A 21726-nucleotide genomic window follows, 5' to 3' on the forward strand; every position below is an offset into this window, starting at 1 on the left:
GATTTAAACTAACGAAATGAATATAAAACAATTGATGGTAACTTTCTTCATTGCACTATTGGCAGGAGGAGAGATTGGAGCTCGTGTGCTGACGGATAAATTCGTTTATTCACAAGGGGAGAAGGTTTTGTTTACTTTTGATGGGAAGTCAGAAGGTAAAACGATTATACTGAAATATCTCTCCAAGAAAGGAGAACCGGTTCTTGCGGAGATTGGTGGAGAACCATTTGTTTGGGAAGTTCCTTCAGAATTTACGCCTGCAGCCGTAGGTGTTTATCAAAAAGAGGAGGGACAGTTGACATATTCTTCTTATTTTAGGGTGGTAATTCCCGGAATGTTGACTACCTATCAGATTGCTAAAGAGGAATATAAAGGTTTGAATGTGTTTATGCTCGATGGTGGGATGAGTGCGGAATATGCTGTCCAAAAATCTTTAGCTAATCTGACGGCAGGTGTGAGCCATACATGGCGGATTGGTCCGGGAGGAGGTCCCAAACCGGTATGGGGGACACCTGATTTCCTTCAACAATCCGTTCAGCATACAGTAGATTTATATAATGAGTATTTGGGTAAGTCGAAGAAACTTAAAACTGTGATAATAGCTACGGGAGTACCGGCGGTACCTTATCTTTCTGCAGCTATGGAGGCTCCCGTATTGCCATTACATTTTTTGGTTTCTGTCAATTCTACCAAAGAAGTTTCTTCCATATTAGAATATTCCTCGCAAGCTGGAGTACCCTGTTATGCGACATTGGGATATGATGCTTCCATGGATGATGTCGGAGTTGCCTGGATAAAATTATTGGCTTTGCCTGATGAATATCGGAAGTTTATAATAGAACATGAAGTAGAAAATGTAATTATCGCAGGCATAGGGGAAGACGTGAAAAGTGAATCTTATTGTCGGAAACTTAGTAAAACCGGAGTGGATGGTCAGGAGTATGCAGACGGCTCTCTTTATATTTTATATACCCAATCCGGTTCAGAGCATGACATCAAAACGATATCAAGAAATGTCGTGGACTATGATACGTTATCTCTTGAAAAAGGTAAGGACTTGGCCGATTGGGAGAGCGGTGTTGTCAACAGGCAGATTGATAATATATCAAAAGGTATTTGTGAACATACTCCGGCACAAGTTTATTCTTTGATTGCTACTCATGATATGATGGATATGTATAATCTCGGTGCAAATATGGGTATGTATTTTATGTATAAGAATCGGGAGCAAACAAAGGTTTCCGTACAGGGGACTTATTTAAATGAATATTTAATATCACAACCTTTGTATGAGTTGACTCAAGGATATATTCCATTATTGTTTTGGCAGTTTGTCCCTCCTGTATCAACAATCGACAGGATAAAACGTGATATACAAAAAGTGGTGGATGTTTATGAAAAAGGTGCTCTTTTGGAGAATAAAAACGTACACGTGAATGCACGTATCGGGAAAGAAGAGTTGGTACAGGAATTGAAGAAAAGGGGATTTCGGTTTGTTACTAAGCGCAAAGATAATGTGGAAGAATTGTGGGACCTATCCGATGGAATAAATTCTCCTTGTGAAGAGGTTGTACAGAATATAGTGGAACAGATTGGGGTAAAGAAGTACCAAAGTCAGTGTCAAAATGCCCGATATTTGGATTTGGATGACCTTAAACAGATAATAGGGAATATTCCTGGATTGGTTTTCTATCCTCTTTAAGGAAAAAGTAAGAACTATGAACGAATATCTTTGGCTATAATGTTGCTTGTCGGTTTAGGTTGTTAGTTGACAAATCAATAAGTTAAAATTGTATGGATTAGCAGAGGGGATATAAAAAACTCTCTGCTTTTCTGCTTGACTTCTATTGCGAAATGATTACTTTTGCGGCGGTTATCAATTAACGTACTGGAACTATGAACAAAAAAGGCATTCTTATTGCGGCTGTTGCCGTATTAGTGATAGCGATTATCGGTGTTACCTATCTGTTATTTACTGAAAAACAGGCTAACCGGGAGTTGGTGCAAGAATTCCAATTAGATAAGGAGGATCTGGAAAACGAATATACTCGTTTTGCACAACAATATGATGAGTTAAAGATGACAATTTCCAATGACTCTTTATCTCAGTTGCTGGAGCAAGAGCAGTTGAAGACTCAGCGATTATTGGAAGAACTCCGTACGGTGAAAAGTTCGAATGCGACGGAGATTCGTCGCCTGAAGAAGGAATTGGCTACCTTGCGCAAGGTAATGATTGGCTATATCAATCAGATAGATTCACTGAATAAACTGACGGCACAACAGAAACAAGTCATCGCGGAAGTCACCCAGAAATACAATCAGGCTTCACGGCAGATTGATAACCTTTCCGAAGAAAAGAAGAATCTGGATAAGAAAGTAACGTTGGCAGCCCAGCTTGATGCGACCAATATTCGTGTCGAACCACGCAATAAGCGCGGTAAAGTGGCGAAAAAAGTGAAAGATGTCGTGAAATTGGCTATCAGCTTTACTATTGTGAAGAATATAACGGCTGAGAACGGAGAGCGTACTGTCTATATACGTATTACCAAACCGGATAATGATGTGTTGACCAAGAGTGCATCCAATACTTTCCCTTATGAAAACCGAACATTGACCTATTCCATTAAGAAGTATATCGAGTACAATGGCGAAGAGCAGAATGTGAATGTGTTTTGGGATGTGGAAGAATTCTTGTACGCCGGAAACTATCGGGTGGATATTTTCGAAGGCGGCAACTTGATCGGTTCCCAGGCGTTCACATTAAATTAAGTCGGTGGGTACAAAATGAGTTATTGCGCCCTGCCATCCGCTCCCCACATCATCTTGGTACGGAGTGTATCGAAAAAAACATGATTGAACCTTTTTACCACTTTTACACTGTAGTCAGCCCGACGGATAGTAAGTTGCGTAGTCTCTTTGCAGGTTTCGCTCCGACCGTCGATGGCGACGAGGAAGTTGTGGCTACGGCTTTCTACATCTAGTGTGATTTCCCAATCATCGCGGATAACGATGGGACGGACATTGAGGCTATGTGGAGCTACGGGAGTGATGGCGATAGTGTTGGAGTGAGGCACAATGATAGGCCCGCCTACGCTCAATGAGTATGCGGTTGATCCGGTCGGAGTGGCAATCACCAGTCCGTCAGCCTGATATGTATTTAGAAAAGCGCCGTTAATAGCCGTGCGGATACTGATCATGGAGGAACTATCCCGCTTTAATACTGCTATCTCGTTCAAGGCATACGGGCATTCCTGTAAATGTGTGTCGTTACAAATCAATTGCAGCACGCTTCTTTCCTCCACACTGTACCGTCCGGCATGAATTTCATTGAATGTCTCTTCCATTTCTTCGGGAGAGATGTCGGCAAGGAATCCTAAACGTCCCGTATTAATGCCAAGAATCGGAATCCTTTTCCTGCCTACACGGCGGGCGGCTTTCAGAAAAGTTCCGTCACCTCCGATACTGATCACCATATCGGCTGTAAAATCATCGCCATCCAGTAATTGATCGGCTTCGATTTCCATTTGTTCTGAAATCAAGAACTGGTAGAACTCTCTGCATACACATATTTCAGCTCCCTGTCTCTTCAATAATTGAAACAGGTTGGCGGCATGAAAAGACTTTTTGGGCTGATAAGTATTTCCGAAGATGGCAAATTTCATAAGCTGTATCATTGGTTTCGGTTGCAAATTTGGCACTTTTTCTTGGATTTCTACTTTAAATAACCAAAAAAGAACGGAGAATGCGTTTCGTATTATTAGGCAACTAATAATAATATTTGTATTTTTGCGGCAAATATTACGTAGAACTATGACTAAATTAAGTGTGAACATAAACAAGATAGCTACGCTGAGAAACGCACGGGGAGGAAATGTTCCCGATGTGGTGAAGGTAGCCCTTGATTGTGAGTCTTTTGGAGCAGACGGCATAACGGTTCATCCCCGTCCCGATGAACGCCACATTCGCCATTCGGATGTATACGCCTTGCGCCCTTTGTTGCGGACTGAATTTAATATCGAAGGTTATCCGTCGCCTGAGTTTATAGACCTGGTGCTGAAGGTAAAGCCGCATCAAGTAACTTTGGTTCCCGATGACCCTTCACAATTGACTTCCAATTCAGGCTGGGATACAAAAGCAAATCTGGAACTTCTGACGGAAGTTCTCGACCAATTCAACAGTGCGGGTATTCGTACATCCGTTTTTGTTGCCGCTGATTCGGAAATGGTGGAATATGCGGCAAAGGCTGGTGCCGACCGTGTGGAGCTTTATACGGAACCGTATGCTACGAATTATCCGAAGAACCCGGAAACGGCTATCGCCCCTTTTATCGAAGCTGCGAAAACCGCTCGTAAATTGGGCATCGGTCTCAATGCCGGTCATGATTTGAGTCTTGTTAATTTAAACTATTTCTATAAAAACATTCCTTGGGTGGATGAGGTTTCTATCGGGCACGCTTTGATTAGTGACGCACTGTATTTAGGATTGGAACGTACCATTCAGGAATATAAAAACTGTTTACGCTGATGAATGCAATGATATTGTTGGCTCAAGGGGCTATGAATATGGCCGACTCGCTGGCTACCGCCAACCCTGTACTGACGGAAGTTGGCACTCCTGAAATGAATATGCTTGATATGGCTATCAAGGGGGGATGGATTATGGTTGTGCTGGGCGTACTGTCTGTGGTCTGTTTCTATATCCTGTTTGAACGTAACTATATGATCCGTAAGGCCGGGAAAGAGGATCCTATGTTTATGGAGCGGATTAAAGATTATATTCATAGCGGAGAAATCAAAGCGGCTATCAACTATTGCCGTACGATGAATACTCCTTCGGCGCGTATGATTGAAAAAGGTATCAGTCGTTTGGGACGTCCGATAAATGATGTACAGGTAGCTATCGAGAATGTAGGTAACATTGAGGTTGCGAAGCTGGAAAAAGGGCTTACCGTGATGGCGACTATCTCCGGCGGCGCTCCAATGCTGGGATTTCTCGGAACGGTGACCGGTATGGTGCGCGCATTCTACGAGATGGCGAATGCGGGTAGCGGGAATATAGATATTACGTTGCTTTCCGGTGGTATCTATGAAGCGATGATTACTACAGTCGGAGGTCTGATTGTCGGTATTATTGCCATGTTTGCTTATAACTATCTGGTGATGCTGGTAGACCGTGTCGTAAACAAAATGGAATCCCGCACAATGGAATTCATGGATTTGTTGAACGAGCCTGCCCAAAAGTAACTTTATAGCTGACAGCTAATCACTAACCATTAATCACTAATAAAGTGGGATTAAAAAGAAGAAATAGAGTATCGCCCAATTTCAGTATGGCTTCCATGACGGATGTCATATTTCTGTTGCTGATATTCTTTATGATAACCTCTACTGTGGTGTCGCCCAATGCTATTAAAGTGCTGTTACCGCAAGGCAAGCAGCAAACTTCGGCCAAACCGCTGACCAGAGTCATTATCGATAAGGACTTGAATTTCTATGCGGCTTTCGGCAATGAGAAGGAGCAACCCGTAGCGTTGAATGATTTGACATCATTTTTGCAGAGCTGTGCGGAGAAGGAACCTGAAATGTATGTGGCATTATATGCGGATGAATCAGTGCCTTACCGTGAAATAGTACGGGTACTGAACATCGCGAACGAGAATCATTTTAAGATGGTGTTGGCTACACGCCCGCCCGAAAACAGATAAGAATGATGGACAGAAGAAAAAAGGGTGAATACATAGGAGCGCTGGGTGCATTGCTGGTGCACGTGGCAGTGATTGCTCTTTTGATTCTGGTGAGCTTCACTGTTCCGCAGCCGGATGAAGATGCGGGTGGAATACCCGTGATGATGGGCAATGTGGAATCGGCGCGTGGCTTTGACGACCCTTCGCTGGTAGATGTGGACGTGCTGGATGAGGATGCGGCAGCTCCTGCGGAAACACAGCCGGAACTACCTTCAGAACAAGACCTGTTGACGCAGACTGAGGAGGAAACGGTCGCCGTGAAACCGAAAACAGAAGAAGTTAAAAAGGAGACGGTGAAACCTAAGGAGACGGTTAAGCCGAAAGAACCTGTGAAGAAACCGGAAAAGACCGAAGCTGAGAAAGCTGCGGAAGCCAAACGGCTTGCAGAGGAAAAGGCGGAACGTGAACGTAAGGCTGCCGAAGAAGCCGCAAGGAAGAAAGTTGCCGGTGCTTTTGGTAAGGGAGCGCAAATGACCGGCAATAAAGGGACGGCAACCGGTGGCACAGGTACGGAAGGCAGCAAAGAAGGCAATTCTTCTACCGGTGCGAAAATAGGAATAGGAGGCGAGGGAACATTTGACCTCGGCGGACGTTCTTTAGGTGCAGGCACCAGTCTGCCGAAACCTGTTTATAATGTACAGGAAGAGGGACGGGTTGTTGTGAATATCACGGTAAATCCTGCCGGACAGGTGATTGCAACCAGTATCAATCTTTCGCATACGAATACTCCGAACCGTTTCTTACGAAAAGCAGCCGAAGATGCGGCAAAGAAAGCCCGTTTTGAGGCGGTGGAAAGAATGACGAATCAGATTGGAACGATTACGTATAACTTTAAGTTGAGATAGAGAATAGTTAACATCAGTGCGCAGCCAATTGGCACATTAGCATATTGGCACATTAATACATTATTATATATGGGAACTGTATACGCATTTTTTGCAGATGGCTTTGAAGAAATCGAAGCATTAACTGCTGTTGACACGTTGAGACGTGCCGGACTGAATGTAGAAATCGTATCCGTTACACCGGATGAAATCGTAGTCGGAGCACATGATGTGTCCCTTCTTTGCGACGTCAACTTTGAAAATTGCGATTTCTTTGATGCTGAGCTTTTGTTGTTGCCGGGAGGAATGCCGGGAGCAGCTACGCTTGATAAGCACGAAGGATTGCGCAAACTGATTCTTAGCTTTGCGGAAAAAGGCAAGCCTATCGCTGCCATTTGCGCGGCTCCGATGGTATTGGGCAAATTGGGATTGCTGAAAGGTAAGAAAGCTACTTGTTATCCCGGATTCGAACAGTATCTGGAAGGTGCGGAATGTGTCGGTGAACACGTTGTCCGTGACGGAAATATTATAACGGGTATGGGACCGGGCGCTGCTATGGAATTTGCTTTAGCTATCGTAGAGCTGTTGGCTGGTAAAGAGAAAGTAGACGAATTGGCGGAAGCGATGTGTGTTAAGCGCTAAGCCGTTTATGAAGAAATATGTCATTATTGTCGCCGGTGGGAAGGGGTTGCGAATGGGGAGTGAGCTTCCGAAACAATTTCTTCCTATCGGTGGTAAGCCTGTACTGATGCGTACGTTGGAAGCATTCCGGAAGTATGAGGCTACACTTCAGATTATATTAGTGCTTCCCAAAGAACAACAGGATTTCTGGAAACAGCTTTGTGAAGAATATCATTTTGACGTAGGACACCTCATTGCCGATGGGGGAGAGACACGCTTTCATTCGGTAAAGAATGGTTTGGCATTGGTGCGGGAATCCGGATTGGTGGGAGTTCATGACGGGGTTCGTCCGTTTGTCTCGGTCGACGTAATCCGTAACTGTTACGATTTGGCGGAGACAAGGAAGGCTGTAATTCCTGTTATCGATGTAGTGGAAACTGTACGCCATTTGACCGGCAATAGTAGCGAGACAGTCAGTCGCAATGATTATAAACTGGTGCAGACACCGCAAGTATTCGATACTGAACTATTGAAGCGGGCATATACGCAGGAGTTTACTCCGTTCTTTACAGATGACGCTTCTGTGGTAGAAGCAATGGGAGTGCCTGTATATCTTGCCGAAGGCAACCGTGAGAATATAAAAATAACGACCCCTTTCGATTTAAAAATAGGGAGTGCACTTTTGTAAATGTTCGATTTAGTCACACGAGACATAAAGTTTATCTCCGGTGTAGGTCCTCAGAGGGCTGCTATATTAAATAAGGAGCTTGGAATCTACTCTTTGCACGATTTAATATACTACTTTCCTTATAAATACGTTGACCGGAGCCGCATCTATTACATTCACGAAATAGATGGCAATATGCCGTATATCCAATTGAAGGGAGAGATTCTCGGCTTTGAGGCTATCGGTGAAGGACGGCAGCGTCGCCTGACTGCTCATTTTTCGGATGGGACGGGTGTAGTGGATCTGGTGTGGTTTCAAGGAATAAAGTACATCTTAGGCAAATATAAACTTCACGAAGAGTATATCATTTTCGGTAAACCGACCGTGTTCAACGGACGTATCAACGTAGCGCATCCCGATATAGACAAATCGGATGAACTGAAACTTTCGTCCGTAGGTTTGCAGCCTTATTACAATACGACGGAGAAAATGAAGCGCAGCTTCCTCAACTCCCATGCGATAGAGAAAATGATGGCTACTGTCATTCAGCAGATACAGGAGCCTTTGCCCGAGACTCTTTCGCCCAAACTGCTGGCGGAACATCATCTGATGCCCTTGACGGAAGCGCTTCGGAATATTCATTTCCCTGCCAACCCCGATTTGCTCCGCAGAGCGCAATACCGTCTCAAATTCGAGGAACTGTTTTATGTGCAATTGAATATTCTTCGGTATGCCAAAGACAGGCAGAGAAGGTATCGGGGCTATGTTTTTGAGAAGGTAGGGGATGTATTTAACACATTCTATGCCAAGAATCTTCCTTTTCAGCTGACGGGTGCTCAGAAACGGGTATTGAAGGAAATACGTAACGACGTAGGCAGCGGGCGGCAGATGAACCGCCTTTTGCAAGGGGATGTCGGAAGCGGAAAAACATTGGTTGCTTTGATGAGTATGTTGCTGGCTTTGGATAATGGTTATCAGGCATGTATGATGGCCCCTACGGAGATACTCGCCAATCAGCATTATGAAACCATAAAAGAACTGCTTTTCGGCATGGATATCCGTGTTGAGTTGTTGACCGGATCCATTAAAGGAAAAAAACGGGAGGCTATTCTTTCCGGACTGCTGACCGGAGATGTGCATATCCTGATAGGAACGCATGCCGTTATCGAAGATACTGTAAATTTCTCATCTTTGGGATTCGTGGTTATTGACGAACAACATCGTTTCGGGGTGGCGCAACGTGCCCGCCTGTGGAGTAAGAATAATCAACCTCCACATGTGCTTGTCATGACAGCGACCCCCATTCCGCGAACATTGGCCATGACTTTATACGGTGATCTGGATGTGTCTGTTATTGACGAGTTGCCTCCCGGACGAAAGCCGATAACCACTGTGCATCAGTTCGACAATCGTCGGGAGAGCATCTACCGTTCAGTGCAGAAGCAGATTGATGAGGGACGTCAGGTTTATATCGTTTATCCTTTGATAAAGGAAAGTGAGAAGATCGATTTGAAGAACCTTGAAGAGGGGTATCAACATATCCTCGAAGAATTCCCCAAGTGCAAGGTTTGCAAGGTGCATGGCAAAATGAAACCGGCTGAGAAAGACGAGCAGATGCAGCTTTTCGTTTCGGGAGAGGCACAGATAATGGTGGCTACTACGGTGATAGAAGTCGGAGTAAACGTACCGAATGCTTCGGTAATGATTATTGAAAATGCCGAATGTTTCGGACTTTCTCAATTGCACCAGTTGAGGGGACGGGTAGGACGTGGAGCGGAACAGTCTTATTGTATTTTAGTCACTAATTATAAGTTGACGGAAGATACTCGTAAACGACTGGAAATAATGGTGCGTACCAACGATGGTTTTGAAATAGCGGAGGCCGATTTAAAACTTCGTGGTCCGGGAGATCTTGAAGGTACTCAGCAGAGTGGTGTCGCTTTTGACCTGAAGATTGCCGATATAGCCCGCGACGGACAACTTCTGCAATATGTCCGTACCATTGCCGAAGAAATAGTAGAGCATGACTTTGCAGCGCAGAATCCGGAGAACGAGATTTTGTGGCGACAACTGAAAGCATTGCGGAAAACGAATGTTAACTGGGCTGCCATTAGCTGAAAAACGGTTAAACATACAGTTTATTTACGTAAATGTGTTGCAAAACATATTTAGTCCTTATTCTCCCTATTTATAGGAGTTTAGGGGCTAATTATTAGCCCGCTTACCGGCTAACCATCTGAAAAATAGTTAATGACTTCCTTGCAGTTTCATCGGAAAATGCTACCTTTGGGGGAATTTTTTAGTAAATGTATAGTTTAACCAATTTATAAAGTCGAGTATTATGCTTGAAAAAACGCTGGTCATTTTAAAACCATGTACCCTTCAACGGGGATTGATAGGTGAGATAACCCATCGCTTTGAACGTAAAGGATTACGGTTGGCCGGTATGAAGATGATGCAACTGACAGATGAATTGTTAAGCGAACATTATGCCCACCTTAGCGGCAAGCCATTCTTTCAACGTGTGAAAGATTCCATGATGACAGCTCCTGTCATTGTTTGTTGTTTTGAGGGTGTGGATGCTATTCAAACAGTCCGTACATTGGCGGGACCAACTAACGGACGTCTGGCTGCTCCGGGAACCATTCGTGGAGATTACAGTATGAGCTTTCAAGAGAATATAGTTCATGCTTCCGATTCTCCGGAAACCGCAGCTGTTGAATTAACGAGATTTTTTAAACCGGAAGAAATATTCGATTACAAGCAGGCTACTTTTGATTACCTGTATGCAAACGACGAATATTAAATGATTTGACAAGAACGAATGAATTTTAACTGCATTATTAAAACCGGATTGGTGGCTGTAGCGGCTATGGTTAGTTTGAGCTCTTTCTCTCAAGACCTGATTGCCCGCCAAGCACCGATAGACAAGAAATTGAAAACTGTTGACTCTTTGGCATTGCAGAAGCAAATCCGTGCCGAACAGTCCGAATATCCTGCCCTTAGTCTTTATCCTAACTGGAATAACCAGTATGTACATGCTTACGGAAACGCTATTATTCCCGAAACTTATACAATCGACCTGACCGGATTCCATATGCCGACTCCGAGTACGAAGATAACTTCGCCTTTCGGTCCCCGTTGGAGAAGAATGCACAACGGTCTTGACTTGAAGGTTAATATCGGCGATACTATCGTGGCTGCCTTTGATGGTAAGGTACGTATCGTGAAATATGAGCGTAGAGGTTATGGCAAGTATGTCGTTATTCGTCACGACAATGGTTTGGAGACTGTTTACGGACACTTGTCCAAGCAGTTGGTAGAAGAAAATCAATTGGTGAAAGCCGGTGAAGTGATAGGTCTGGGTGGTAATACGGGACGTTCTACCGGTTCGCATCTTCATTTTGAGACTCGTTTCTTAGGAATTGCAATCAATCCGATTTATATGTTCGACTTCCCGAAACAGGATATCGTAGCCGATACCTATACGTTCCGGAAAACGAAAGGTGTGAAACGCGCCGGTTCTCATGACACACAAGCGGCAGATGGCACTATCCGCTATCATAAAGTGAAAAGTGGAGATACCCTGTCACGCATCGCTAAGTTGCGTGGCGTATCGGTCAGCACGCTTTGTAAGTTAAACCGTATTAAGCCGACAACGACTTTGCGCATCGGACAAGTCTTGCGTTGTTCATAAATATCTTGCTTATAAAACAGTAATACAATATCTTTAGAAGAGGGCACTTTAATATAATTTAGAGTGCCCTCTTTCTGTTTTTACTTAATTATTGTTACCTTTGCACACTATTTGGAAGAAAATGAAAGATACCAAGCAACAATTTGAACATGTCATCGCTTTATGCCGTGACTTATTCTCCAAGAAGCTGCACGATTACGGTCCTGCGTGGCGTATCCTGCGTCCGGCTTCGGTGACCGATCAGATTTTTATCAAAGCCAACCGGATACGTAGTATTGAAACTAAAGGAGTGACTTTGGTAGACGAAGGAATCCGTTCTGAATTCATTGCGATTGTCAATTACGGTATTGTCGGACTGATTCAGCTGGAATTGGGATATGCCGAATCTGCCGACATCAGTAATGAAGAAGCGATGACGCTTTATGATAAGTATGCCCAAGCGGCATTGGAACTGATGCTTGCCAAGAACCATGATTATGATGAGGCTTGGCGGAGCATGCGCGTTAGTTCGTATACAGACTTGATTTTGATGAAAATTTACCGCACTAAGCAGATTGAAAGTCTGTCCGGTAACACATTGGTGTCCGAAGGAATCGATGCTAATTACATGGACATGATTAATTATTCGGTTTTTGGATTGATAAAGATAGAATTTGAAGGATAAGAACTTACATATCATTCAGGAAGTGGTGGCGAACACCGGTCGCTTTATTCTGGCGGCTTCGTTCATATTTTCCGGATTTGTAAAGGCAGTTGATCCACTGGGATTCCAGTATAAGATACAGGATTATCTGGCTGCATTCGGAATGGCTTCTTGGTTCCCTTCATTTTTCCCGCTATTGGGAGGTATCGTGTTATCTTCTGTCGAATTCTTTATTGGTATCTCTTTGTTTTTCGGAACGCGAAGGACGATCGCTTCTTCATTGGCGTTAATGCTGATGATTTTTATGACGCCACTGACACTGTACCTTGCCCTCTTTGATCCGGTTTCGGACTGTGGTTGTTTTGGCGATGCTTGGGTTTTGACGAATTGGGAGACATTTGGCAAAAATGTAGTGCTCCTGCTTGCGGCTGCCGGAACGTTCCGATATAGGAAGATGGTGTTCCGGTTCATTAGCGTGAAGATGGAATGGCTGGTTTCATTATATACACTGTTTTTTGTGTTTACTTTGTCATTTTATTGCTTGGACCGTTTGCCTGTATTAGACTTCCGGCCGTATAAGATTGGAAAGAATATATCGGAAGGGATGACGATTCCCGATGGAGCGAAACCGAGTGTATATGAAAGTATTTTTGTGCTGGAAAAGAATGGCGAAAAGAAAGAATTTACGCTGGATAACTATCCGGACAGTACTTGGACATTTGTCGATACACGTACTGTACTTAAGGAAAAAGGCTATGAACCGCCCATCCATGATTTTTCCATAATGGATTTGGATACAGGAAATGATATTACGGAAGATGTCCTGACCGATATGGGATATACATTCCTGTTGGTTGCCCACCGGATTGAGGAAGCGGATGACAGTAATATTGATTTGATTAATGAAATATATGATTATTCGGTGGAACATGGTTACAGATTTTATTGCCTGACTTCCTCACCCGAAGAACAAATCGAATTATGGAAAGACAAGACCGGTGCAGAGTATCCTTTCTGTCAGATGGATGATATAACTCTGAAGACGATGGTGCGTTCCAATCCGGGATTAATGCTGATTAAGAACGGGACTATTCTGAATAAGTGGAGTGACGAGGATATTCCGGACGAATACGTGTTGACCGATAAACTGGAGAATTTGCCATTGGGACAACAAAAATTGGAAAGTGATTTTCACACAGTGGGATATGTTTTCCTGTGGTTTGTTATCCCGTTGTTGCTTGTGCTGGGCGTGGATGTGCTGGTTATTCGCCGTAGAGAACGAAAAAAAAGTTTTATTAACCCTTTAAATAAAGAAAACAAAATGAGAAAGAACATTGTTGCAGGAAACTGGAAAATGAACAAAACCCTTCAAGAGGGTATCGCTTTGGCTAAAGAATTGAACGAAGCATTGGCTAACGAAAAGCCTAACTGTGATGTAATCATCTGTACTCCGTTTATCCACTTGGCTTCTGTCACTCCGTTGGTAGACGCTGCTAAGATTGGTGTAGGTGCTGAAAACTGTGCAGACAAGGCTTCCGGTGCATATACAGGTGAGGTATCGGCTGAGATGGTTGCTTCTACAGGAGCCAAATATGTAATTTTGGGACACTCTGAACGTCGTGCTTACTACGGTGAAACAGTTGCTATCCTTGAAGAAAAAGTGAAATTGGCTTTGGCTAACGGTCTGACTCCGATTTTCTGTATCGGTGAGGTTCTGGAAGAACGCGAAGCTAACAAGCAGAATGAAGTGGTAGCTGCACAGATGGCTTCTGTATTCTCTCTGTCTGCTGAAGATTTCTCAAAGATTATCTTGGCTTACGAACCGGTTTGGGCTATCGGTACAGGTAAAACTGCTACTCCGGAACAAGCTCAGGAAATCCACGCTTTCATCCGTTCAATCGTTGCTGACAAGTATGGCAAGGAGATCGCTGACAATACCTCTATCCTTTATGGTGGTAGCTGCAAGCCTTCTAATGCAAAAGAATTGTTCGCTAATCCGGACGTTGATGGTGGTTTGATCGGTGGCGCTGCTCTGAAGGTTGCTGATTTCAAAGGTATCATTGATGCGTTCAATGCATAATTAACTTTCACCACGGATTACACAGACTCGCACAGATTAACTTCATTCAATGAAAATCTGTATTAATCCGTGTAATCTGTGGTGAACTATTTCATTATCAAATGAGAAAACTTGTTTTATTTGTCCTATTGCTTCTCTTGGTGGATGCCGGTGCACAGGCGCAGGGCATTATCAGGAGTTTGGAGCGTACGGTGCCGGGGCAGGGAAAGGTGACCATTCACCAGGATCCCCGTATTGAAGCTCTGATTGGCATGGAGCGTCCTGCAACAGGCGAACAGAAGGTGATAAAGGCTTCCGGTTTCCGGATACAGGCGTATGCAGGCAATAATACACGACAGGCAAAAAACGATGCTGATCGTGTAGCTTCAAGAGTCAAAGAGTATTTTCCGGAGTTGTCGGTATATACTTCGTTTATTTCGCCCCGTTGGCTTTGTCGTGTGGGTGATTTCCGAAGTATTGAAGAGGCGGACGCAATGATGCGTCGGTTGAAAGCTACCGGTATGTTTAAAGAGGTTTCTATTGTGAGAGACCAGATCAATATTCCTTTATAAATCTGTCATGTTGGAAAAAGAAGAAATTGTCGCTCCGAATTTGGAGGAATTGAAGAATCATTATCGTAGTATTATAACTTTGTTGGGCGAAGATGCTGAACGGGAAGGGCTGTTGAAAACTCCCGAACGGGTAGCTAAGGCGATGCTGAGTTTAACAAAAGGGTATCACATCGATCCGCACGAAGTACTTCGTTCCGCTAAATTCAAAGAGGAATATAGTCAGATGGTGATTGTGAAAGACATTGATTTCTTCTCTCTCTGCGAACATCATATGCTACCGTTTTATGGAAAGGCACACGTGGCCTATATTCCTAACGGCTATATCACGGGACTTAGTAAGATTGCCCGTGTGGTCGATATATTCTCTCATCGCCTGCAAGTGCAGGAACGCATGACGCTGCAAATCAAAGAGTGTATTCAGGAAACGCTGAATCCGTTAGGTGTAATGGTTGTAGTGGAAGCCAAACATATGTGTATGCAAATGCGTGGTGTTGAAAAACAGAACTCTATTACTACTACTTCCGACTTTACGGGGGCTTTCAATCAGGCAAAGACTCGCGAAGAGTTTATGAATCTCATCCAGCACGGGAGTTAGTGTAGAACAACCCTATCCCCCAAGCGTTTTGCCATAATGCTTTGTACGGTTCTCAGCTCATTATAACGTTGCATTAGTGAGTCGCACTTTTCATTGTCATGAGCGAGCGCCGGGTCCTGCAGTGCATAAAGCATATGCTTCAGTTCTTCCGTAACGATTGCGTATTTAAAGTTAATCATCAACATGGGAACCAGTTCGTAGAGCCGTTCTTCATCTGTCACAATCTTCTGTGATTTGGAGTGGTATTTGCTGAGTTGATAACGTACATTAATCAGGTCTACGCTCAATTTACTGATAATCGGGTCAGGATGTGCCAGAAAGTAACGTTCCGCGATAAAAGCCGAATCATGCATGTGTGCGGCAGCTTCCGACAGCATTTGGCGATGCAACGGATTATGGAAAGCCAAATCATCCTCTTTCAAGTCATTGACAACATATTCTATGACAGTGACTGGGATTTCATTTCCTTCTTCGTCAGTCAGATTACACATGACTTTCTCACCGTAACGGACTACGGCCTGTAATATCAACCGCTCGAATTTATAAAATTCCTGCCCTTCTTTTCCTTCCTGCGGAATAAAAGAAGCATAGTTGTCTTCTTGTGGCGGGAAAGGGGATTCTGTATATCCTGCCTCAGCAATTTCAGGAGGCAATGGAACATCTCCATTGGGAGCGGGCATATTTCCGGCCTGTTCACCTTGTGGCATAGAGGCTGCCCTTTCGGCAATCCGTCGGTCCCGTTCTGTCTGTTCCGCCCGTTTCTCCGCTTGCGTTTCCCGTCTTTTGGCAACTTCCGAAACCAACAGTTTATCTTCTATATGTAATAGTTGGGCACATTCTTTGATATACACATCCCGTACAATCGCTTCCGGTATGACCGAAATGCTTTGTACCAGATTACCGATCAGTTCCGCACGTTTGATGGGATCTCTTCCGGCGTCCTCTAACAACAAGTTAGTCTTGAAGCGGATAAAGTCCGTTTCGTGTTCCGAGATGAAGGCCTGGAATTCCGTAGAGTTATGTTTGCGGGCGAAAGAGTCCGGGTCGTCACCGTCGGGAAGCAGGCAGACTTTGACGTTCATACCCTCTTCGAGCAGCATATCAATACCACGGATAGAAGCTTTGATACCTGCGGCGTCCCCGTCATAAAGCACCGTCATATTGTTTGTGAAGCGGTGAATCATACGGATTTGTCCCGGGGTAAGCGCTGTTCCCGAAGAGGCCACTACATTCTCGATGCCGGATTGATGCATAGAGATTACGTCTGTGTACCCTTCAACCAAAAAGCAACGGTCTTGTTTTACAATCGCCTGTTTGGCAAAATAGATACCGTATAGTTCGTTGCTCTTGTGGTAAATATCCGATTCGGGAGAATTGACATATTTGACCTTAACCCCTTTGGTCGCACTGGCAAGCACACGTCCGCCGAAAGCTACTACCTTTCCCGAAAGAGTGTGTACCGGGAATATGACACGTCCCCAAAAGCGGTCCCGCAGACGGTGGTCATCCGTTTCATAACAAAGTCCCGTTTTCACAAGATACTCTTTCTTATATCCTTTCTGTATTGCTTCTTGGGCGAAAGCATCGTGGCTGTCGGTGCAATATCCTAACTGAAACTTCTCGATGATATCATCCCGAAAGCCGCGATTGCGGAAATAAGCCATCCCGATACTGCGGCCGTCTACATGGTTCTTCAGTATATTCTGAAAGTAATCGCGTGCGAAGTTATTGACGATAAACAGGCTTTCCCGTTCGCTTTGCACAAACTTTTCTTCATCACTCAGTTCCCGTTCTTTGATTTCGATATTGTACTTCTTGGCGAGGTATCTTAGTGCTTCCGGATAGGACATCTGCTCGTGCTCCATGATGAAGTGTACGGCATTTCCCCCTTTTCCACATGCGAAACATTTGCAAAGCCCTTTGGCGGGAGAGACATAAAAAGAAGGAGTCTTGTCGTTATGAAAAGGACACAAACCGACATAATTCACTCCACGCTTGCGTAGTGTGACAAAATCTGAAACGACATCCATGATCTGTGCCGCATCCAATATCCGGTCTATGGTAGCTTGATCTATCATTCTTTCTATCTCCTGTAAATCTGTTTTTGCGGATACAAAGGTACACATAAAAAAATCCCCTGCAAAGAACTTTTTTGCAGGGGACCGTTAAATCTTATGTGTAATCAGTGATTGCCGATTACGGGTTATTTGATCTTTTCCCGAATCTTTGTCAGATACTTCTTCATTCCTTCCGCATCCTTGTTCTCAATGATTTCGAGAAGATTTTTCAGCTCGGTGCGGATGTTGGCCACCTGTCCCGGAGTGCGCGGGTTGAACAGAATTTCCTGAAGCAGGTAGTCATCTTCGCTCAGCAAACCTTTGGCAATAGCCATATGTTTCTTGAATGTGGTTCCCGGTGCTTCCTGGTGTTTCATTACAGCTGCAAATACGAACGTCGAAACGAACGGGATGGATAGCGAGTAAGCCACCGTTTCATCATGTTCGTCAAAGGTATATTCGAAGATGTTCAACCGCAAGGTCTGGTAGAGGTCTTTAAAAAAGATCTTACCCAAGTGATCTCCTTCACTGATGATAATGGCGTTCTCGCTGCTTAGATTGCTAAGGCTGGCGAAAGTCGGACCGAACATAGGGTGACTGGAAACATAACGGAAGCCGCTTTCTTCGTAGAACTTCTTCAGTCCCGTTTTAACAGAAGCAATATCACTGATGATGCAATCTTTGGGCAGCACAGGCAACACTTTGCGGAAAGCGTCCAGTGTGTACTTTACTGTTGCGGCGTTGATAACCAGTTCCGGTTCAAAATCCTTGATTTCTTCCAATGTCGTGAAACGATAAGTGTTGTAGACAAAACGTAATTGGTGCGGGTTGACGTCGAACACGGCCGTTTCGTGTTGGAAGCTCAATATATCAGTAAAGAAAGAGCCCATTTTCCCGGCTCCGAGTATTAATATTCTCATGTCTATTGTTTATTTGTTGATAATCTCCATCTGTTGGCGGACAGACTCTTCGTGGATAGCCTCGAAGATTTTCTTCATGAATTCCGCATCCATACCGCATTGTTCCCCTTGCGAACCGCGCTTTTCCAGAATTTCATTGTAACGTCCGGTCTGGAGTACGGTGATATTATGTTCTTTCTTGTATGTACCGATTTCACGGGCAACGCGCATTCTTTTTGCCAACTCTTGAATGATGTTGTCATCGCATTCATCAATCTGTTTGCGTAGCAGCCCCAGACTTTCGGTCGATTGGGTCTCGGTACGGATAACCAATAGATTGAGGATATAGTCGAGTACATCCGGTGTCACTTGTTGGGAAGCGTCACTCCATGCACAATCCGGATTGCAGTGGCTTTCTACGATCAGACCGTCGAAGTTAAGGTCCATAGCCTGCTGACAAAGCGGAGCTACCAGTTCGCGTTTTCCACCGATATGACTGGGATCGCAGAAGATGGGCAGATTAGGGATGCGGCGGCGCAGTTCGATAGGAATGTGCCATTGGGGCAGATTGCGGTAAATCTTCTTGTCGTAGCTGCTGAAACCACGATGAATAGCACCTAGACGTTTCAGACCTGCATTGTTGATACGTTCCAAGGCTCCGATCCACAATTCAAGATCCGGATTTACAGGGTTCTTGACCAATACGGGGATATCAACGCCTTTCAGAGCGTCTGCGATTTCCTGTACGGCGAAAGGGTTGGCAGTGGTACGTGCACCTACCCAAAGAATATCGATTCCGGCTTTCAGACATTCGTAAACGTGCTTGGCCGTTGCAACTTCGGTTGCGACATACATACCGGTTTCTTTTTTCACCTCTTTCAACCAGGCAAGACCTTCGACGCCTATACCCTCGAAGCCTCCCGGTTTGGTACGTGGTTTCCAGATTCCTGCACGGAATATCTTCTGACCTTTCGCTGCCAATTGCTTGGCTGTATCCATTACTTGTTCTTCTGTTTCTGCGCTACACGGGCCGGCAATGACAATCGGTCTTTTAGCCTCAATGCCCGGTAATAAAATTGATTCGAGTTCCATAATAATAATGTATCAATATGCCAATGTGCTAGTAATTCCATTGGCAGTTGGGTTATCTAAACTATTTAATTGTTCTATTTATCGGCACGTTGGCTGTCAGCACATTGTGTCATTGTTTTTATCCTTTCGAGTGCTTCCTCCAACTTGGCGTCTTTGCAGCAAAGAGAGATGCGGATATATCTCGCTCCGTTGCTGCCAAAGATAAATCCCGGTGTGATAAACACTCTGGCTTCATGCAATACCTTTTCCGTCAACTCTTCCACATCTTTGCAGGAAGCGGGGATCTTTCCCCAAAGGAACATACCTACCTGTTTCTCATCGTATGTGCACCCTAGTGTTTTCATAATTTCACCGGCTAGGTGGCGACGGTTACGGTAGTTCTTGTTATTGCCCTCGTACCAGTCGGCTTCGGCTTCCAGAGCAGTGGCTGCCGCCAGTTGCATGGCACGGAACATTCCGCTGTCTATATTGCTTTTCACCTTCAGAATCCATTGTACAAACTCAGCATTTGAGGCTAGCATACCGATACGCCATCCCGGCATATTGTGGCTTTTGCTCATGGAGTTGAATTCGATACAACAGTCTTTGGCCCCCGGTACGCTCAGAATACTGATCGGTTTCTCGTTCAGGATAAAGCTGTATGGGTTATCATTCACGATTACAATATTCTTGCGGCGGGCAAAGTCAACGAGACGCCCGTATAATTCCGGAGTTGCATTGGCGCCTGTCGGCATATTCGGATAATTGGTCCACATCAGTTTTACCCGGCTGAGGTCCATTCTCTCCAGGGCTTCAAAATCAGGCATCCAGTTCTCGTCTTCTTTGAGGTCGTAGTTGATGACTTCCGCACCGAGTATCTTGCTCAGCGAAGTGTAAGTAGGATATCCCGGATTAGGAACCAGCACTTGTTCTCCCGGATTGACAAATGCCAGAGTGACATGGAGTATTCCCTCTTTCGAGCCGATCAAAGGCTGTATCTCTGTGTTCGGATTCAGTTCCACTCCATACCAACGTTGATACCAGGCGGCAAAACTCTTGCGAAGTTCGGGGATGCCCACGTACGGTTGGTAGCCGTGTCCGTTGGGATCATGCGCATTGCTGCACAATGTTTCGATGGTTTTCTCGGAGGGGGGCATATCGGGACTTCCGATACCCAGACTGATGACGTCCTTACCTTCCGCATTCATCTGTGCTACCTCTTTCAGTTTCTTGGAGAAGTAGTATTCACTTACGCTTGCCAGTCTGTCGGCAGGAGCGATTTTATACATTTGACTTTCCTTCTGCATATTCGCCTAATGTTTTGAGTTCTTTGGTTAATGGAGTGATTGCTGCAATGGACTGCTTATATCTCAGATAATCGTTGAAAGCCACATCTACATAAAACTGGTATTCCCATTCACGTCCGATGATCGGTAACGATTGTATCTTGGTCAGGTTGATATTATAAAAAGACAGGATGGACAATACTTGCGACAAACTGCCTTCCGTATGCGGCAAGGTGAATACCATGCTTGCCTTGTTGGTAGCATTTGCATGATGTTGGCGTAGTTCATCCGCCTGCCAGGGATCGGCAACTACCAGAAAACGGGTGAAGTTGTGTTTGTTTGTCTCGATTCCTTCTTGAAGCACCTTCATACCGTAACGCTCGGCTGCCGCTTTGGAACAGATGGCGGCGTGTCCTTTCAAGTTCTCGTTCTTGATGATTTCCGCGCTGCGTGCCGTATCCTCACCCTCTACTACTTTCAGTTGCGGATGTTGGTTCAGGAATTCGCGGCATTGCATCAGGGCGATAGGGTGGGAATTTACTTCCGTCAGGTCTTCCCAACTTTCGTCGGGAAGGCAGACAAAACTGTGTGAGATACGCAATTTATATTCGCCGATAATTTGTGTGCCGCTTTGTCTCAACAACTCATTGTTGTGCAACAAGCTTCCCGCAATTGTATTTTCGATGGCGAGCATTCCGATTACCTGGCTGTCTTTTCGTATCGAAGTAAACACGTCCTCGAAGTTGGCGCAGCAGATTAGCTCTATTTCTTCCCCTTCGAAGTACTTGTGTGCGGCGATATCATGGTAGGAACCTAATGTTCCTTGAATTGCTATCTTTTTCATTGTTCTAAATGGTTTATATAAAAAAATCCCGCGTCCATATTGGAGCGGGATTCATATGATTGATTTCTCTATTCAGTCCTTAAGCATCACTGTCACTTGATACATACAAACTCCCGCTCTACTTTGTTGCTAAAGTAAAAGTAAAAAA

21 protein-coding genes are annotated in these 21726 nt (G+C 44.6%); 15 read left to right on the forward strand and 6 right to left on the reverse strand.

Annotated elements, in window-relative coordinates; genetic code table 11:
* Positions 1-16: 16 nt before the first annotated feature.
* Together H8S63_RS13660 and H8S63_RS13665 are read left to right on the forward strand one after the other, a co-directional pair.
* Positions 17-1702 carry a hypothetical protein gene (locus H8S63_RS13660; protein WP_186927113.1) on the forward strand — a complete coding sequence of 562 codons (1686 nt, stop codon included), beginning with the start codon at positions 17-19 and terminating at the stop codon, positions 1700-1702.
* Positions 1703-1896: 194 nt separating this feature from the next.
* A complete protein-coding gene (locus H8S63_RS13665) occupies positions 1897-2769 on the forward strand; it encodes a hypothetical protein (RefSeq protein WP_055278679.1) in 873 nt (290 codons plus the stop codon).
* Between the two features lie 20 nt (positions 2770-2789).
* Here H8S63_RS13665 and H8S63_RS13670 read toward each other — a convergent pair whose 3' ends face one another.
* Positions 2790-3662, reverse strand: coding sequence for an NAD kinase (locus H8S63_RS13670; RefSeq protein WP_186927114.1), 873 nt, complete (start codon positions 3660-3662; stop codon positions 2790-2792).
* A gap of 148 nt (positions 3663-3810) precedes the next feature.
* Between H8S63_RS13670 and H8S63_RS13675 the strand changes: the two genes are divergently transcribed.
* The 13 genes from H8S63_RS13675 to folE all read left to right on the forward strand — a co-directional run bounded on the left by H8S63_RS13675 (position 3811) and on the right by folE (position 15421).
* Positions 3811-4524 carry a pyridoxine 5'-phosphate synthase gene (locus tag H8S63_RS13675; RefSeq protein ID WP_022275731.1) on the forward strand — a complete coding sequence of 238 codons (714 nt, stop codon included), beginning with the start codon at positions 3811-3813 and terminating at the stop codon, positions 4522-4524.
* A complete protein-coding gene (locus tag H8S63_RS13680; RefSeq protein ID WP_007749402.1) occupies positions 4524-5243 on the forward strand; it encodes a MotA/TolQ/ExbB proton channel family protein in 720 nt (239 codons plus the stop codon). The genes H8S63_RS13675 and H8S63_RS13680 overlap by 1 nt, the downstream gene beginning before the upstream one ends.
* A gap of 44 nt (positions 5244-5287) precedes the next feature.
* Positions 5288-5704, forward strand: coding sequence for a biopolymer transporter ExbD (locus H8S63_RS13685; RefSeq protein WP_029425952.1), 417 nt, complete (start codon positions 5288-5290; stop codon positions 5702-5704).
* 5 nt (positions 5705-5709) lie between these two features.
* Complete coding sequence (locus H8S63_RS13690; RefSeq protein ID WP_186927169.1) at positions 5710-6588, forward strand: cell envelope integrity protein TolA; 879 nt, start codon at positions 5710-5712, stop codon at positions 6586-6588.
* A 69-nt stretch (positions 6589-6657) separates the two neighbouring features.
* The gene (locus H8S63_RS13695) at positions 6658-7209 is read left to right on the forward strand and encodes a DJ-1 family glyoxalase III (protein ID WP_007749390.1); all 552 of its coding nucleotides are present in this window, start codon (positions 6658-6660) and stop codon (positions 7207-7209) included.
* Between the two features lie 7 nt (positions 7210-7216).
* Complete coding sequence (locus H8S63_RS13700; RefSeq protein WP_007749387.1) at positions 7217-7876, forward strand: 2-C-methyl-D-erythritol 4-phosphate cytidylyltransferase; 660 nt, start codon at positions 7217-7219, stop codon at positions 7874-7876.
* On the forward strand, positions 7877-9973 hold the full coding sequence (gene recG, locus H8S63_RS13705; protein ID WP_186927115.1) for an ATP-dependent DNA helicase RecG: 2097 nt from the start codon (positions 7877-7879) through the stop codon (positions 9971-9973).
* 223 nt (positions 9974-10196) lie between these two features.
* Complete coding sequence (gene ndk / locus H8S63_RS13710; RefSeq protein WP_022275728.1) at positions 10197-10661, forward strand: nucleoside-diphosphate kinase; 465 nt, start codon at positions 10197-10199, stop codon at positions 10659-10661.
* Between the two features lie 18 nt (positions 10662-10679).
* The gene (locus H8S63_RS13715) at positions 10680-11552 is read left to right on the forward strand and encodes a peptidoglycan DD-metalloendopeptidase family protein (protein WP_007749383.1); all 873 of its coding nucleotides are present in this window, start codon (positions 10680-10682) and stop codon (positions 11550-11552) included.
* A 121-nt stretch (positions 11553-11673) separates the two neighbouring features.
* Entirely contained in the window at positions 11674-12216 is a 543-nt protein-coding gene (locus H8S63_RS13720) for a DUF1599 domain-containing protein (RefSeq protein WP_007749381.1), read from the forward strand.
* Positions 12206-14275, forward strand: a complete 2070-nt coding sequence (locus tag H8S63_RS13725; protein ID WP_186927116.1) for a BT_3928 family protein — start codon at positions 12206-12208, stop codon at positions 14273-14275. Before H8S63_RS13720 ends, H8S63_RS13725 begins: the two co-directional genes overlap by 11 nt.
* Before the next feature lie 101 nt (positions 14276-14376).
* On the forward strand, positions 14377-14826 hold the full coding sequence (locus H8S63_RS13730) for an SPOR domain-containing protein (protein WP_186927117.1): 450 nt from the start codon (positions 14377-14379) through the stop codon (positions 14824-14826).
* Between the two features lie 7 nt (positions 14827-14833).
* Positions 14834-15421 carry a GTP cyclohydrolase I FolE gene (gene folE, locus H8S63_RS13735; protein WP_186927118.1) on the forward strand — a complete coding sequence of 196 codons (588 nt, stop codon included), beginning with the start codon at positions 14834-14836 and terminating at the stop codon, positions 15419-15421.
* Here folE and dnaG read toward each other — a convergent pair.
* The 5 genes from dnaG to H8S63_RS13760 all read right to left on the reverse strand — a co-directional run bounded on the left by dnaG (position 15418) and on the right by H8S63_RS13760 (position 21578).
* Entirely contained in the window at positions 15418-17499 is a 2082-nt protein-coding gene (dnaG, locus tag H8S63_RS13740) for a DNA primase (RefSeq protein ID WP_186927119.1), read from the reverse strand. The two genes, folE and dnaG, sit on opposite strands and share 4 nt — an antisense overlap.
* Positions 17500-17624: 125 nt before the next feature.
* Positions 17625-18398 carry a prephenate dehydrogenase/arogenate dehydrogenase family protein gene (locus H8S63_RS13745; RefSeq protein ID WP_007749366.1) on the reverse strand — a complete coding sequence of 258 codons (774 nt, stop codon included), beginning with the start codon at positions 18396-18398 and terminating at the stop codon, positions 17625-17627.
* A 9-nt stretch (positions 18399-18407) separates the two neighbouring features.
* Positions 18408-19469: a bifunctional 3-deoxy-7-phosphoheptulonate synthase/chorismate mutase type II gene (locus H8S63_RS13750; RefSeq protein ID WP_007764407.1), complete on the reverse strand. Its 1062-nt coding sequence runs from the start codon at positions 19467-19469 to the stop codon at positions 18408-18410.
* A 74-nt stretch (positions 19470-19543) separates the two neighbouring features.
* A complete protein-coding gene (locus H8S63_RS13755; RefSeq protein WP_186927120.1) occupies positions 19544-20755 on the reverse strand; it encodes a pyridoxal phosphate-dependent aminotransferase in 1212 nt (403 codons plus the stop codon).
* On the reverse strand, positions 20730-21578 hold the full coding sequence (locus H8S63_RS13760; RefSeq protein ID WP_007749359.1) for a prephenate dehydratase: 849 nt from the start codon (positions 21576-21578) through the stop codon (positions 20730-20732). The genes H8S63_RS13755 and H8S63_RS13760 overlap by 26 nt, the downstream gene beginning before the upstream one ends.
* Positions 21579-21726 lie beyond the last annotated feature (148 nt).

It is taken from the genome of Bacteroides sp. NSJ-39 (assembly GCF_014287315.1).
In the GTDB taxonomy this organism is placed as follows: domain Bacteria; phylum Bacteroidota; class Bacteroidia; order Bacteroidales; family Bacteroidaceae; genus Bacteroides; species Bacteroides finegoldii.

What these genes read in the sequence shown, in the direction of transcription:
- ndk (WP_022275728.1), top strand. Translation starts at nt 10,197, where the DNA reads ATGCTTGAAAAAACGCTGGTCATTTTAAAACCATGTACCCTTCAACGG.
- H8S63_RS13680 (WP_007749402.1), top strand. Translation starts at nt 4,524, where the DNA reads ATGAATGCAATGATATTGTTGGCTCAAGGGGCTATGAATATGGCCGAC.
- H8S63_RS13750 (WP_007764407.1), bottom strand. Translation starts at nt 19,469, where the DNA reads ATGGAACTCGAATCAATTTTATTACCGGGCATTGAGGCTAAAAGACCG.
- H8S63_RS13755 (WP_186927120.1), bottom strand. Translation starts at nt 20,755, where the DNA reads ATGCAGAAGGAAAGTCAAATGTATAAAATCGCTCCTGCCGACAGACTG.
- H8S63_RS13745 (WP_007749366.1), bottom strand. Translation starts at nt 18,398, where the DNA reads ATGAGAATATTAATACTCGGAGCCGGGAAAATGGGCTCTTTCTTTACT.
- H8S63_RS13675 (WP_022275731.1), top strand. Translation starts at nt 3,811, where the DNA reads ATGACTAAATTAAGTGTGAACATAAACAAGATAGCTACGCTGAGAAAC.
- dnaG (WP_186927119.1), bottom strand. Translation starts at nt 17,499, where the DNA reads ATGATAGATCAAGCTACCATAGACCGGATATTGGATGCGGCACAGATC.
- H8S63_RS13695 (WP_007749390.1), top strand. Translation starts at nt 6,658, where the DNA reads ATGGGAACTGTATACGCATTTTTTGCAGATGGCTTTGAAGAAATCGAA.
- H8S63_RS13690 (WP_186927169.1), top strand. Translation starts at nt 5,710, where the DNA reads ATGGACAGAAGAAAAAAGGGTGAATACATAGGAGCGCTGGGTGCATTG.
- recG (WP_186927115.1), top strand. Translation starts at nt 7,877, where the DNA reads ATGTTCGATTTAGTCACACGAGACATAAAGTTTATCTCCGGTGTAGGT.
- H8S63_RS13700 (WP_007749387.1), top strand. Translation starts at nt 7,217, where the DNA reads ATGAAGAAATATGTCATTATTGTCGCCGGTGGGAAGGGGTTGCGAATG.
- H8S63_RS13670 (WP_186927114.1), bottom strand. Translation starts at nt 3,662, where the DNA reads ATGAAATTTGCCATCTTCGGAAATACTTATCAGCCCAAAAAGTCTTTT.
- H8S63_RS13720 (WP_007749381.1), top strand. Translation starts at nt 11,674, where the DNA reads ATGAAAGATACCAAGCAACAATTTGAACATGTCATCGCTTTATGCCGT.
- H8S63_RS13660 (WP_186927113.1), top strand. Translation starts at nt 17, where the DNA reads ATGAATATAAAACAATTGATGGTAACTTTCTTCATTGCACTATTGGCA.
- H8S63_RS13760 (WP_007749359.1), bottom strand. Translation starts at nt 21,578, where the DNA reads ATGAAAAAGATAGCAATTCAAGGAACATTAGGTTCCTACCATGATATC.
- H8S63_RS13730 (WP_186927117.1), top strand. Translation starts at nt 14,377, where the DNA reads ATGAGAAAACTTGTTTTATTTGTCCTATTGCTTCTCTTGGTGGATGCC.
- folE (WP_186927118.1), top strand. Translation starts at nt 14,834, where the DNA reads ATGTTGGAAAAAGAAGAAATTGTCGCTCCGAATTTGGAGGAATTGAAG.
- H8S63_RS13715 (WP_007749383.1), top strand. Translation starts at nt 10,680, where the DNA reads ATGAATTTTAACTGCATTATTAAAACCGGATTGGTGGCTGTAGCGGCT.
- H8S63_RS13665 (WP_055278679.1), top strand. Translation starts at nt 1,897, where the DNA reads ATGAACAAAAAAGGCATTCTTATTGCGGCTGTTGCCGTATTAGTGATA.